The sequence below is a fragment of the Methyloversatilis sp. genome (assembly GCF_030698125.1).
In the GTDB taxonomy this organism is placed as follows: domain Bacteria; phylum Pseudomonadota; class Gammaproteobacteria; order Burkholderiales; family Rhodocyclaceae; genus Methyloversatilis.
Genome location: NZ_JAUYNV010000047.1, coordinates 19,128 through 33,522 on the forward strand (window position 1 = coordinate 19,128; position 14,395 = coordinate 33,522).

A 14,395-nucleotide genomic window follows, 5' to 3' on the forward strand; every position below is an offset into this window, starting at 1 on the left:
GGGGCTCCAACGACGATGTCTACATGACCCGGGCGCGACTGCGCCGGCAGATACCCGACGCAGGCGCCGAGGCGCTCGCACTGATCGATCCGTCGCGCGGCGTGATCGAGTCACCGATCCGCGGCGAGCTGTTCAGCGCCGAACGTTTCCGGCAACACGGCCGCAGCCTGGGCGAAGCGCAGACCGCGCGGCTCAAGGCGCCGCGCTCGACGGCGTTTTTCCCGCGCCTGCACGACAACATGAAGGTGCTGCGCGAGGCGCAGCACTACATCGGGCTGCAGGAGCGGATCGGCCATCACGTCAGCCCGGCGGGTGAATGGCTGCTCGACAACTTCCATCTGGTGGCCGCCCAGATCAAGGCGGTGCATGACGGGCTGCCGCGGCGCTACTTTCGCGACCTGCCGGTGCTGGTCGGCGATCATCTGGCCGGCCTGCCGCGCGTCTATGGCGTCGCCTGGGCCTTCGTCGCGCACACCGACAGCGCTTTCGACGACGACCTGCTGATCGAATTCCTGAATGCCTACCAGCAGACCAGCGAACTGAACCTCGGCGAACTGTGGGCCCTGCCGACCACGCTGCGCGTGGTGCTGATCGAAAACCTGCGCCGCCTGTCCGAGCGCGTGGCGGCCGACAAGGCGGCGCGCGAACTGGCCAATCTGTGGTGCGACGGGCTGGAACGCGAGGCGAGCGGCCGCACGGGCGGCCACGCCCGCATGATCGACGCCGACGCGATGTTCGGCCTGATGCAGGCGCGCCGTGTCGGCACCGTATTTGCGCTGCAGGTGATGCAGCGGCTGCATTCCGATTCCGGATCGCGCTCCGCCGCCGGGCTGCGCGGCCGCGAATCGGTGCGCGAAGCGCTGGCGCGCGCACTGCCCGACCCGGCCAGCGCGCAGGCAAAGCAGCAGGCCGACGAAGCGGCCGACAACCTGAGCGTCAGCAACGCCATCGGCTCGCTGCGCATGCTGGGCGACGCCGACTGGCGTTCGCTGATCGCGCAGACCAGCATGCTGATGCAGCTGATGCTGGCTTCATCGACCTTCCGCGCCGAGCGCGACGACACGCAGGACGCCACGCTGCATGCCATCGAGCGGCTGGCGCGCACGAGCGGCCACAGCGAACTGGCGGTGGCGGAGCGGCTGCTCGAGCACATGCGTGTGCCGGTCAGCGATCCGCAGCTCGACCCGTCGGCGCCGATCGAGTCGCCGAGCTTCTGGCTGCGTGGCGGCGGTGCCGGTGCGATGCGCCGCTCGCTCGGCCTGCGTCCGGCCCTGCTGTCCGGCTTCGGCGAGCTGCGCAACCGCTGTGCGGTGCCGGTCTATCTCGCCTTGCTGGGCGTCGGCAGTGCGCTGCTCTCGCTGGCGTTCCTGCAGCACGCGGTGGCACCGTCCGTCACGGCGCCGGTGTGGGCGATGCTGGCGGTGCTGGCGCTGCTGCCGGCGAGCGAAGCGGTGATCGCCGTGCTCAACCGGCTCATCAGCGAATGGGTGCCGCCGCGCCGCCTGCCCCGGCTGGCGCTGCTCGCCGGCATTCCACCCGCGCTGCGCGTGCTGGTCGTGATACCCGCCATGCTGTCGTCGGCCACCGCCATCCGCGCGCTGGCGCGCCAGCTCGAACGCCACCATCTGGCGAACTGCGAGCCGTATGCGCAGTTCGCGCTGCTCACCGATTTCAGCGATGCATCCGTCGCGCACGACGGGCCGGACGCTGCACTGCTGGCCACCGCCGTCACCGAAATCGACCGGCTCGAAGCGCTCTATCCGCCCGATGCCGTCGACGAGTGCCCACCGCAGCGCCGCTTCCTGCTGCTGCATCGCGACCGGCGCTGGTCCGACACGGAACAGTGCTGGATGGGCTGGGAACGCAAGCGCGGCAAACTCGAACAGCTGATCGAACTGCTGGCAGGCGGACGGTCGGGCTTCGTCGATCTCGGGTCGCGCTCGAAACCGGCGCCCGATACACCGTTCGTCGTCACGCTCGACAGCGACACGCTGCTGCCGCCGGGCGCCTTGCGCGAGCTGGTCGGTGTGGCAGCGCATCCGCTGAACCGTCCGCGGGTCGATGCTGCGCGCGGCCGCGTAGTGGCCGGCTACGCGGTGCTGCAGCCGCGCATCGTCACGCCGCTGCCGTCGCCGCTGCATGCCACGCCCTTCCACAGCCTGTTCGCCGGGCGCTGCGGCGTCGACCCGTACAGCGCCGAAACGTCCGAGCTGTATCAGGACCTGTTCGACGAAGGCACGTTCACCGGCAAGGGCTTGTTTCATGTCAAGGCGATGCAGGCCGTGCTGTCAGGGCGGCTGCCCGAAGGCCAGGTGCTCAGTCACGACCTGATCGAAGGGTCAATTGCGCGCTGCGGCGGCGTCAGCGACATCACGCTGATCGAGGACGCGCCGATGCACGCCGACGTCGCGGCTTCGCGCGTGCACCGCTGGACGCGCGGCGACTGGCAGCTGTGGCCGCTGCTGTGGCGGGCTCGCCGCTTCGACCTGAATGCCATCAATCGCTGGAAAATGATCGACAACCTGCGTCGTTCGCTGGTGGCGCCGTTTTCGGTCGTGCTGCTGCTGGTCGCCCTGGGCAGCGATCTGCTGTCGCCGTGGGGCGTACTCGCGCTGATGGGGGCTGCGTTCGGCGGCGGCCCGCTGCTCGGCGCCCTGGCCGGCATGGCGCCGGCGCGCGATGACCTCGCACTGCGTCACTTCTATCACCAGGGGCTGGTCGACATCGGGCGCGCGCTTGGCGGCATGCTGTGGAATCTGGCGCTGCTGCTGCGCAACGCGCTGCACCTGGGCGACGCCATCGTGCGCGCGCTGTGGCGCACGGCGATCAGCCGCAGGCGCCTGCTGCAATGGACCACCGCAGCCGATGCGCAGTCGGCGGCACGGCACAGCCTGACCGGACTGTGGCGCGTGCATTGGCCGGTCAGTGCGCTGGCGGTCGGTGTGCTTGCGCTCCTGTGGTGGCGCGGTACGTCGTCGCCATGGCTGGCGCTGTCGGTGTGCGCGCTGTGGGCGGCTACACCGCTGTGGATCGCGCTGGCCAGCCGCGCATCGGCGCACCGGCATCGTTACAGGCTGGCCGCCGGCGATCGCGCCTACCTGCTCGATGTGGCCCGCCACACCTGGCGCCTGTTCGAGCGCCATGTCGGACCGTCCAGCAATTGGCTGCCGCCGGACAATGTGCAGACCGTGCCCTACATGATGGTCGCGCAGCGCACCTCGCCGACCAATATCGGCCTCTATCTGCTGTCGACTGCCTGCGCGCGGCGTTTCGGCTGGATCAGCACGCTCGAACTGCTGACCCGCTGCGAACGCACACTGGCCACACTGGTCATGCTGCCGCGCCATCGCGGCCACTTCCTGAACTGGTACGACACGCAGACGCTTGCGCCGCTGGCGCCGGCCTATGTGTCGGTGGTGGACAGCGGCAATCTGTGCGGTCACCTGATTGCGCTGGCGGGTGCCTGCGACGCGCTGGCGGCGCGCCCGGCGGACGACGCCGACCGCGCATGCAACGCGCCGCTGCGTCTGGTCGCGCTGGCCGCGCAGTGCCGCCGGATGGCGCTCGAAGCGGAATTCGGCTTCATGTACGACGAGCGCCGGCGCCTGTTCCACATCGGTTATCTGGTCGAGGAACAGACGCTGGACAAGAGCTATTACGACCTGCTCGCGTCCGAGGCGCGGCTGGCCAGCCTGTGGGCGATCGCCAAGGGCGACGTGCCGGTGAAGCACTGGGCGGCGCTCGGGCGGCCGTTCTTCGCAACCGGCAGCGAAGCGGGCCTGCGCTCCTGGTCGGGTTCGATGTTCGAATACCTGATGCCGTCGCTGGTGCTCGACGAATTGCCGGGCAGCGCACTGGCCAGCGCCGCGCAGGCCGCGGTGCGCGAGCACCGGGCGTTCGGACGCACCCACGGCGTACCGTGGGGTCTGTCGGAATCGGCTTATGCCGCGAGCGACCACACGCTGGCTTACCAGTATTCGCCACAGGGCGTGCCGCGCCTCGCACTGCGCCGCACGCCGACCGACGAAATCGTCGTCGCGCCTTATGCGACCGCGCTGGCAGCCATGTTCGAACCGGCCGCCGCACTGGAGAACCTGCGCCGGCTGGAAGGTCTGGACGCGCGGCGCGACATGGGTTTTGCCGAGGCGCTGGACTTCGTGGCCGACCGTCAGACCGGCGGCAGCGCGTTCACGGTGGTCAGCACCTTCATGGCGCATCATCAGGGCATGACCATCGTTGCACTTGCCAACCTGCTGCTTGACGGCGCACCCCGGCGCTGGTGCATGAGCGAGCCGCGCATCGACGCCGTCGCGTCGCTCTTGCAGGAGCGGGTGCCGCGCGAGGTGTCGCGACTGCTCGCGCCGCCGCCCGCGCCGACGCGCAACGACCGTCGTGATGCCTTGCCCGGCGTCACCCGCCTGGTCACTCCGGGATCGTCGGCGCTGCAGCCGACCCACTTGCTGTCGAACGGTCGCTATTCAGTTGCGCTGCGTGCCAACGGCGCCGGCTGGAGCCGCTTCGGCACCGCCGACGTGTCGCGCTGGCGCGACGACGCGCTGCGCGATGCCTACGGCACGTTCTTCTATCTCCGGCGCACGCCGCAGGACGCACCGGTGTCGATCACGCAGCATCCGGCGGCCGACCCGCTGGCCGATTACAGCGCCACCTTCCACAGTGACCGCGTCTGTCTCGACGCGCAGTGGACCGACCTGCGTACGCGCTGTACCGTGTGGGTCAGCCCGGAAGACGACGTCGAACTGCGTCGCATCGAGCTGTGGAACACCTCGTCGGAACCGATGGAGATCGAATTGATGTCGATGTTCGAGGTATCGCTGTCCGATGCCCGGGCCGACGAAATGCATCCGGCTTTCGCCAAGCTGTTCGTTCAGGCGACCTGGGATGACGCCAGTCGAGCCGTCTACTTTTCGCGCAAGCCGCGGCTGTCGACCGAAACCGGGCTGCACGCGGTGCATTTCATCGCGCATGCCGACCTGCACCTGACGTCGGTTGCAGTGCAGACCGATCGCGCACGCTGGCTGGGGCGTCATCGGGACGCCGCGCATCCGCGCGCGGACTACGGCGCAACAGACCCGTCGCGGGCGGACTGCGTGACCGGTCTCGATCCGCTCGCGTCGCTGTCGATGCGCCTGAGCCTGCCGGCGCACGGCATGGCGTCGCTCACCGTCGGCACGGCGGCGGCCGACGCGCGCGACACGCTGCAGGCGCTGGTCGAGCGCTACCGGCAGGACGCCATGGTCGAACGCTCATCGCTGATGTCCGGCACGTTTGCCAGCATCCGGCTGCGCGAAATGCGGGTCAATGCCGATGATCGCGCCGCCATCCAGTTGCTGACGACGACACTGGCGCTGCTGATGTCGCGCCCGGCACCGCTCGATGCACTGGTCAATGCGCCGCCGGGCGGCGCGCAGCATGACCGGCGTACGCTGTGGCGGCTCGGCATGTCGGGTGACCGTCCGATCATCGTGGTGTGCGCCAGTGCCGTGCAGGGTGTCCGGATGCTGCGTTCGCTGTTCCAGGCGCTGCGCTGGTGGTCGTGGGGCGGACTGACCTGCGATCTGGTTGTGCTCAACAGCGAGGCCCACTCCTATCTGATGCCCTTGCAGGCCGAACTGGCCGCACTGCGCGAGCGGTATGCGGCCGAGGTCATCGCGACCCCGTCGGCACGGGCCTGCGGCCTGTATCTGTTGCACGCAGACGAGCTGGCGCCGGCCGAGCGCGCCGCGCTGAATGCGCTCGCCCGTGCCAGCCTGCATGCCGACGGCCGGCCGCTGTCGCATCATGTGCAGGATCTGGTCGATTGGCATGACAGTGCGCTCGATGTGCGTGCCGAGCAGCCGGGGACGATGCTGCCGGCCGCGCGTGACGGCGCCGTCGGCCTGCCGCCGAAGGGTGCGTTCGACGCGGCAAGCGGCGATTTCCGCTTTACCGTGACCGACGCGCACCGCACGTTGCGGCCGTGGATCAACGTGCTCGCCAATCCTGATTTCGGCAGCCAGGTGTCGGAAGCCGGCACCGGCTACACCTGGGCCGGCAACAGCCGGCTGAACCAGATCACCGGTTGGTCGAACGACCCGGTCGGCGATGCGGGCGGTGAAGCCTTTCACCTGCAGGACCTGCGCACCGGCGACATCTGGAGCATCGGCGCCGGCGCGGCTGCCGCCGACGTGCCGTACCGCATCGAACACGGGCAGGGCCTGACGACGCTGCGCCACCGGCGCGGCGACATCGAGGTGAAGGCGACCTGGTGCGTCGATCCGGAGCAATCGGTCAAGCAGGTACGCATCGTGCTGACCAATCGCGGCGCCCGGGCACACTCGTTGCGGCTGATCGGCCTGTTCGAATGGGTGATCGGCGCGCTGCGCACCGACCGTCAATCGGTACGCACCGAGTTCGCGCGGCTGGCATTGCCCGACGCCTCGGCGCGGCAGATCGATGCGCTGCTGGCCACCCAGTGCGATGGCCATGCCGGCTTCGGCAACAGCACTGCCTTCGTCATGCTGCAGCGCGAGGGGGCCGACGGCAGACCGGACGTCGCCACGCTGGCCGACTGGACCTGCGACCGGCGCGAACTGTTCGCCCCGGATGGCCGACCGATCATTCCGGATCGGCTGGCTGCGCGGGACGCCATCGGCGTCGATCCGTGCGCCGCACTGTCGGCAACGCTCAGCCTGGCGCCGGATGAGTCGTCCACCCACGTATTTCTGCTCGGTCACGGCGACTCGCCGCGCGCGGCCGGCATGCTGGCATGCGCCGCCGCGGCGCAGGGCGCCGTACAGCGCGAACAGGCCGTGCGCGCGAAATGGGCCGGGTTGCTCGATGCCGTCACGGTCAGCAGCCCCGACCCGCTGTTCGACGTGCTGGTGAATCGCTGGCTGCCTTACCAGACGGTGGCCTGCCGTCTGTGGGCGCGTGCCGGCTTCTACCAGTCGGGCGGTGCGTTCGGCTTTCGCGACCAGCTGCAGGACGCGATGGCACTGTGCGTCGCCGCGCCCGCGCTGCTGCGCGCACAGCTGCTGCTGTCGGCGTCGCGCCAGTTTCCCGAAGGCGATGTGCAGCACTGGTGGCATGCGCCGACCGGCGCGGGCGTACGCACCCGCTGCTCGGATGACCGCCTGTGGCTGCCGTTCGCCGCGGCGCGCTACATCGAGGTCACGGGCGATGTCGAGGTGTTCGACGAGCTGGTGCCATTCCTCGAAGGCGACCCGATACCCGAAGGTGCGGAAGACGCCTATTTCGTGCCGCGGGTCGGCACGCAGCCGGTGTCGCTGTACGAACACTGCGCACGGGCGATCGACTGCAGTCTTGCGGTCGGCACGCACGGACTGCCGCTGATCGGTACCTGCGACTGGAACGACGGCATGAACCGGGTCGGCCATGAAGGACGTGGCGAGTCGGTCTGGCTGGGCTGGTTCCTGTGTCAGGTGGTGGCCCGCTTTTCCGTGCTCGCGCATGCCGAGGGCGAAACCAGCCGTGCCGAACGCTGGCAGCTGGCCGCCGCCGGCTGGCGCGACGCCTTGCACGGCGAGGCGTGGGACGGCGAATGGTTCGTGCGTGCGTTCTTCGACGACGGCACGCCGCTGGGCTCACGCCGCAACGAAGAGTGCCGCATCGACCTCATCGCGCAGGCCTGGGGCGTGCTGTCCGGCGTGGCCACGCCGGACCAGCAGCAGGCATCGATGGCATCGGTCGGCCGCCTGCTGACCGACGAGGTGAATGGTCTGGTGCGATTGCTCGACCCGCCTTTGCAGCACGCCCGGCCGGACGCCGGCTACATCCAGGCCTACCCGCCCGGCGTGCGCGAGAACGGCGGCCAGTACGCACATGCCGCGGTGTGGGCACTGATGGCGCAGGCCGAACTGGGTGATGTCGACGCGGCTTGGCGCACCTTCACCGGGCTCAGTCCGGCCCACCGCTCGGACAACGAGGTGCGTGGCGCCGCCTATGGCATCGAGCCCTACGTGATGGCGGGCGACATCTACACGCAGCCACCCTATGCCGGACGCGGTGGCTGGAGCTGGTACACCGGTTCGGCCGCATGGATGCACCACGCTGCCATCGAATCGATATGCGGGCTGCGCGTGCGTCAGGGCCGCCTGTGCGTACTGCCCCGCCTGCCCAGCCACTGGCCGAAGGTGACGCTGACCGTGCTTCGCGCCGGTCGCCGGCACGAAATCACCGTGTGTGCGGCGGGTGCGCTGGCGGACATCGCCAGCGCGCGCGCCGCCGGGCTGCTGCCGCTGGCCGTCGGTGAATGGCTGGATCTGGCCGCTGCCGGTGACCACAGTCGCCATCTGGTGATTGCCGCGGCGAATGTGCCATCGGCCACCAGGTCGCCCGCGCAGGCAGTTACGGCATGAAGCTGCCGCAGCCCCTGGCCGAGGTGTGGCGGATCGCGCTGGCGACCTTGCGCCGCTACGACGACGCGCGCGGCATGACCTATGGCGCGGCGGTCGCCTTCTACGCGGCCTTCGCGATAGCGCCGCTCATCGTCGTCGTCACCCGCGTCATGTTCTGGGTGCTCGGCGACGAAAGTGCGCAGGTGGCGCTGATCGATGCGCTGTCGGGGCTGATCGGTCCGCGCGAGGCCGGCACCGTGTCCGATCTGCTGCAGCGTGCAAGCGAACGTACCAACGGTGACGGCAACGGCTCGTTGGGGCCCTGGCTGGCACTGGGCGGCACGCTGATCGGTGCCACCGGTGTGTTCATCGAACTGCGCGCCGCACTGCAGGCCATGCTGGGCGAGAAGGCCGTGCCATTTTCGTGGCTCAGGCTGCTGCAGGTCAGGCTGCTCGCGCTGGGCATCGTGCTCGGCGGCGGTTTTCTGCTTGCAGTGGCGCTGGTCGCGCAGACGGCCGTGCTGCTGGCGATGAATCACGTGACCGACATCTGGCCGGTACTGCTGCCGATGGTGCTGGTCGTTGAAGCGGTGTTTTCGTTCGGCGTGATTGCGCTGCTGTTCGCCACCCTGTTGCGCTGGCTGCCGGACCATCGCATGCCCTGGCTGCACGCGGCGGTTGGCGCCTGCTTTGCCGCCATGCTGTTCATGCTGGGCCGCTACGCCATCGGGCTGTACATCGCGACCACGGCGACGGCATCGGCGCTGGGTGCGGCGGGTTCCTTCGCTGCGTTGCTGATCTGGTTCTACGGCTCGAGCCAGATCTTCCTGCTCGGTGCCGCGCTGGCCGTGGAAGTCATACCGGCCGCGCCGCCGCGCGCGGGCGGGTCAGCCGCGGCCCGCGGGCACTGAGCGCCTTCACCCCTTGGGTATGTCGACCGCATGGACATCCTGCAGCAGGCTGATCGTGAACTGGCTGCCGCGTCCGTGTCCGCCACTGGTGGCGAGCAGTGTGCCGCCCTGTGCTTCGACCAGATCGCGCAGCATGTGCAGGGCCATGCCGCGGCGGCGCGGAGCAGGTACGGTCGACTCCGCGGTCGCAAAGATCGTGGGCAGCGCGTCGGCTGCAACGCCTGCGCCGTCGTCCGATACGGTGATCCGCACCCATCCATCGACCGCCTCGACCGAAAGGCGTATTTCGCTGCCGTCGGATGAATGACTGGAGGCGTTGTCGATCAGCCGCGCGATGACGCCGATCAGCCGCACCGCATGTCCCCGCGCCGGCGGCAGTTCCGTCGGCCAGGACGTGACCAGACGCTGACGCCTGCCTTCGAGCGTGCGGCGTGCCTGTTCGGACGCTTCACCCAGCACCGTCATCAGGTCAATCGGCCGCCGCTCAAGCATGACATCGGCGCCACCGGGCTGGGCCGCCGCGACCAGATCATCGACCAGCCGCGACATGCGGCGCACCTGGCGCTTGATGATGGCCGGCAGCCGGGCGCGCAGCGCCGCGTCCTGCCGGGCGCGGCTGAACAGTCCGGCCGCCGTACGGATCGGGTGTAGCGGCTTGCGCAGATTCTGGGCCACCATCGACAGGAAGCGGATCTGCCGCCAGCGCAGCTGATCGGCATGCTCGTCGAGCTCCTGTGCGGCGAGCAGCGCCAGCGTCAGGTTTTCATTGGCTTCACGCAGGTTGCGCACCTGCGTTTCGCGCTCCGTCAGAACGAACTCGCGGTGCGACGTGGGCAGCGGCTGGACCGGACCGACGCGCGGCAACAGTCCGACAGCCCGCGCGACGTCCTCACGGTGAAAGTCGAAGCAGCCGCCACCTTCACGTTTGGCGCGATACATCGCGACATCGGCGCGGTCGATCAATGCAGCGGCGTCATTGCCGTCTTCCGGAAACAGGGCGATGCCGATGCTGGCCGACAGGCGCAGCGTGATGTCTCCGACATGGCAGGGCTCGCCCAGCGACGCCAGCATCTTGGCGGCAATCTGCGCCGCATCGGATGCCTGGTTCACTTCAGCCAGCAGCACGAGGAATTCGTCGCCGCCGTAGCGGCTGACGGTGTCCGAGTCGCGCACCACGCTTTCGAGGCGCCGCGCGACCTGGCACAGCACGACGTCGCCGACCGGATGACCGAGCGCGTCGTTGATCGGCTTGAAGTAGTCCAGATCGATGAACAGCAGCGCGATGCACGTACCGCGCCGTCGGGCCAGCGTGATCGCGCTGTCCAGCCGGTCATTCATCAGGGCGCGGTTGGGCATGCCGGTCAGCGGATCGCGCTGGCTTTCGCGCGACAATTCATCCAGCGTCAGCGTTGCACCTTCGGCAATCGCTTCAGCCTTCAGTGCGGCGAGCACGAGGTTTTCGTTCGCTTCGAGCAGGTCGGCGGCCTGCGTCGCGCTGAAGGCATGCTTCAGATCCTCAAGCTCGCGCTGCAGCCGCGTCAGTTCGCCTTTCAGCGCATGCGTCTGTGCCTCGAAATGCGCAACGGTCGTGCTGGCTGCGCTGGGCAGTCCTTCGTCCGGCGGCCGGTTGTTCATGATGACCTGAACCCGCCGTGGCGAGTCAGGTTGCCGAACCGTGCATTGACGCACCGTCCAGTCCGTCCAGATCACGCCGCGCCGGTTGCCCGCCGAGCAGTCCTTCGTGGCCGGTGATCCGTTCGCCGATGCAGATACCTTCATCGAGAATGGTGAACTCGCGCAGCTCGTTCGAGTGCGCGCTGCTACGCACCTTGACCACGGCCATCACCCGCTTGAGCCGGCTGTCGACCTCGACATAGCGCTGCACGATGATGGCGTCGGTCATGAAGGCGGTGCCATAGGGGCTGAAGCGCAGATCGTTGTAGCGGTCTTCCAGCTCCGACGTCATCAATACGGTGACACCGGTGCTCGCCAGTGCCGACACGAGGCGGGACAGCGATTCCCGGAAATCGGTGCGGAAGGTCGGCGCCAGCGCCAGTTCGAAGCCGGACAGCGAATCGATGACGACGCGGCTCGCTTTCAGGCGATTGATTTCATTGATCAGCAGACGGGCGATCTCGTCGACCGACACACCGGGCGAGCTGCTGTCGACCACGCCGATGCGGTCGGCCCGGATCAGCGGGGCAAGTGCTGCACCCTGGGCCAGCCTCGGCCGCTGTTCGAAGGCGGCGATGACGGACGTTTCGCCCTGGCGCGCCCCCTCGGACAGAAAGGCCGTGGCGAGCGTGCTCTTGCCGGAACCCGACGGGCCGGCCACCAGCAGCGAAAAGCCGCGCGGCAGGCCGCCACCCATCATGTCGTCCAGACCGGGTACGCCCATGCCCACCCGGGCAGCGCCGGCCGCCGTGCGGTCGATGCGCGGTGCGCCGGATACCTGCGGCGGTGCGAACACGTGAATGCCGGAGTTCTTGATGCGGAAGGTGTGCAGGCCGGGCAGGGAAGGCTGGCCGCGCATCTTCATGATTTCCATCTTGCGCACCATCGAATTGCGTTCGACGCTCTGGCGCAGCCAGATCAGGCCGTCGGCGACGGTGAAGATCGGGTTCGGGTCGCAATCGCTGAAGTATTCGCCGATCAGGAAGGTGGTCGCCTGCCAGCTCGTCATCAGCACGCCGAGATTCTGGATGAAGTGCTGCAGCGTGATGAAGGACGTGCCTTCGTTCTGGCTCGCCAGAATGACCGACCGGAAGGAATCGACGAATACCAGCCCCGGTCCGCGCGCTTCCACCTCGGCTACGATGTGTTCGAGCACCTTGTCCAGATTGCCGCAAGCGACATCGTCGGCCAGATTCACGAAGCGGATCGAGCGGTTCAGCTTGTCCAGTTCGAAAAACTCGAACTGCTGCTGATAGCGCAGCATCTTCAGCGGCGGCTCGCCCAGCACGGTGAAATAGATCGCCGGCCGCTCGGGCGTGGCCAGTGCGAACATGATCTGGTGCGCCAGCGTGGTCTTGCCGCAGCCCGGTGGGCCGGCGATCAGATTGCAGGAAAACTCCGGCAGCCCGCCGCCGAGCACTTCGTCCAGCCCTGGAACACCCGTCTTCAGACGATTGATGCTTGCTTTGCCGGTGGTCATTGCGAGGTGTCCTGCGCGGCGGAGCCGCTTGAAGTGTTGTCGAGTACCGGCCGCAGCAACCTCTCGGTCAGTGATGCACCGATGAGTGTCGACAGCAGATCACGGAAATTGCCGAGCAGCGCACCATGAGCGGCTTCGGCTTCGGCTTCGGCTTCGGCCTGCAGCAGCAATGCACTGCGCAGCGACACCAGTACATCCTGCCCGGCCGCGGCGTCACACACCGGAGCGAGCCAGGGATGAGTGTCACGCGTCAGGTAAAGGCTGCGTTTTAGGAGCGCGGTCATGCCGCGCTGGCCGATGAGGGGTGAAAGACTTGCGTGCAGCGTCTGCCATGCGGCTACGGTCGCATCGATCCTGGATGAAGCCGGAAGTGGCGGGGTGGCGGCATCCGCCTGGTGAGATCCCGCTTTCCGGACGTCTCGTGAGTCGCTTTGCATCGATGGTCCGGTGATGGTTGGCTCGCGGCTGCCTGCCGATGGTACGCCCCGGGACAGTTCTTCCGTCCGGCTTTTCGCGCCGACGCCCCCGGACTGCCTGCGGTGCGGCAGCAGTCGGGCGGCCGGGCGCGGCATCCCGTGTCGGTTAATTGCTTGACACTCCGCTCGGCGGCGGTCCGAAAACGATGTCCACGCGCCGGTTCATCTGGCGACCGGCGGCCGTGTCGTTGCCGGCCACCGGCTGATCTTCGCCGAATGCGCGGGTGCTCAACCGGTCGGACGCCACACCGAGCGTGACCAGTTCGGCCATCACGGCATTCGCCCGGCGCCCGGACAGCGCGAGGTTGCTCGCGGCGGAGCCCACGCTGTCGGTGTAGCCCTCGATCGTTGCGCTGCGTTGCGGGTTGCGCTTGAAGAAATCGGCCAGCCGGATCATGTCGGCCGACCCGCTGGACAGCAGATCCGCCTTGCCGCTGTAGAACAGCACGCCGCCCAGCGTGACGACCATGCCGCGGTCGGTCTTCTTCGCATTCAGGGCCGTCAGTTCCGCTTCCAGCGTTTCGACGCGCGACCGGCTCTGTTCCATGCTGGCCCGGTCGCGCAGGGCGGACGATTCGGCTTCGGCAAGCTGCGTGCTCTTGACCTGGTTGCGTTGCTCGGATGCGATCAGCTCGCGCCGCGTGCTGTCTGCCTCGGCCGTCCGTTCGGCCAGCCGCATGCGGTCGCGCTCGGCTGCCGCACCGGCGGTCACGGCCTGTGCCGCCCGACCGGCTGCGGTTTCGCGGGCGATCAGGATGCGCTGGTCGGCCAGATAGGCGAGGTGGTCGACGGTGTCCTTGCGCGTGCCCGCCGTCCAGGCCTGTTCGGCCTTGCTGACGGACGCTTCCGCGTCGCGCAGTTCATCGGCGGCCAGCGCGCTGACTTGCGGGTCGCTGCGTGCGGCGACGACGCGTTCGCGTGACTGGTCGAGTGCGCTGTTGCGCTCGGGCACGCTGCTGCAGGCGGCCAGCGAGGCGCCGAACAGGGCGATGCACAATGTGCGGATCTTGGCTTGGGGTGTCATCTGGGGCTCCTGATGCGCTGACCGTTCAGGTCAGCGAACGATCTTGCGGTTGATTTCTTCCTGCAGCACGCGGGCGGCGTTCTGCGACTCGGTGGCGCTGCGCTGCGAGCGCACCGACTGGGCGTGCGCTTCGGCAACGTGGGCATCGAGTTCGGCCTGCTCGGCCAGCTGGCCGGCGCGTTCGTAGTCCTTGTTCACCACCGCCTGGCGGGCACGGGTGAGCTTGCCGATGGCGATCTGCAGTTCGGCCGGCGCGTTTTCACGGGTGCCGGCGCTGCTGGCCCGCTCGACTGCGGCTTCGGCAACCGCCATCTTTTCCACCGGTGGCGGTGTTGATGCGCAGGCGCCGAGCAACAGGGCGGCCAGTGCCAGTGCGAGCAGGGGCCAGGTCGTGCGGACCGCATCCGGCAGTGACGACGCGGAGCGGGTGTGCGTGGGGGTGTGCGTGGTCATCGTGTTTCCCTGGGCTGTGT

General features: G+C 68.5%; 7 protein-coding genes. 2 read left to right on the top strand and 5 right to left on the bottom strand.

The genetic code is table 11. The annotated features are described in order from the left end of the window. Window positions 1–23 precede the first annotated feature (23 nt). Window positions 24–8,378, top strand: coding sequence for a GH36-type glycosyl hydrolase domain-containing protein (locus tag Q8Q80_RS15230; RefSeq protein ID WP_305633727.1), 8,355 nt, complete (start codon window positions 24–26; stop codon window positions 8,376–8,378). Further along, window positions 8,375–9,268, top strand: a complete 894-nt coding sequence (locus tag Q8Q80_RS15235) for a YihY/virulence factor BrkB family protein (RefSeq protein ID WP_305633728.1) — start codon at window positions 8,375–8,377, stop codon at window positions 9,266–9,268. The genes Q8Q80_RS15230 and Q8Q80_RS15235 overlap by 4 nt, the downstream gene beginning before the upstream one ends. Window positions 9,269–9,274: 6 nt before the next feature. Here Q8Q80_RS15235 and Q8Q80_RS15240 read toward each other — a convergent pair whose 3' ends face one another. The 5 genes from Q8Q80_RS15240 to Q8Q80_RS15260 all read right to left on the bottom strand — a co-directional run bounded on the left by Q8Q80_RS15240 (window position 9,275) and on the right by Q8Q80_RS15260 (window position 14,375). Further along, window positions 9,275–10,903 carry a diguanylate cyclase domain-containing protein gene (locus tag Q8Q80_RS15240; protein WP_305633729.1) on the bottom strand — a complete coding sequence of 543 codons (1,629 nt, stop codon included), beginning with the start codon at window positions 10,901–10,903 and terminating at the stop codon, window positions 9,275–9,277. Window positions 10,904–10,928: 25 nt separating this feature from the next. Further along, window positions 10,929–12,422 carry an ATPase domain-containing protein gene (locus Q8Q80_RS15245; RefSeq protein ID WP_305633730.1) on the bottom strand — a complete coding sequence of 498 codons (1,494 nt, stop codon included), beginning with the start codon at window positions 12,420–12,422 and terminating at the stop codon, window positions 10,929–10,931. Then, a complete protein-coding gene (locus Q8Q80_RS15250; protein ID WP_305633731.1) occupies window positions 12,419–12,706 on the bottom strand; it encodes a hypothetical protein in 288 nt (95 codons plus the stop codon). The genes Q8Q80_RS15245 and Q8Q80_RS15250 overlap by 4 nt, the downstream gene beginning before the upstream one ends. Window positions 12,707–13,004: 298 nt before the next feature. Beyond that, window positions 13,005–13,922, bottom strand: coding sequence for an OmpA family protein (locus Q8Q80_RS15255; RefSeq protein WP_305633732.1), 918 nt, complete (start codon window positions 13,920–13,922; stop codon window positions 13,005–13,007). A 30-nt stretch (window positions 13,923–13,952) separates the two neighbouring features. Continuing rightward, window positions 13,953–14,375 (bottom strand): DUF4398 domain-containing protein, encoded by a 423-nt coding sequence (locus Q8Q80_RS15260; RefSeq protein ID WP_305633734.1) that lies wholly within the window; start codon window positions 14,373–14,375, stop codon window positions 13,953–13,955. Between the last annotated feature and the right edge of the window lie 20 nt (window positions 14,376–14,395).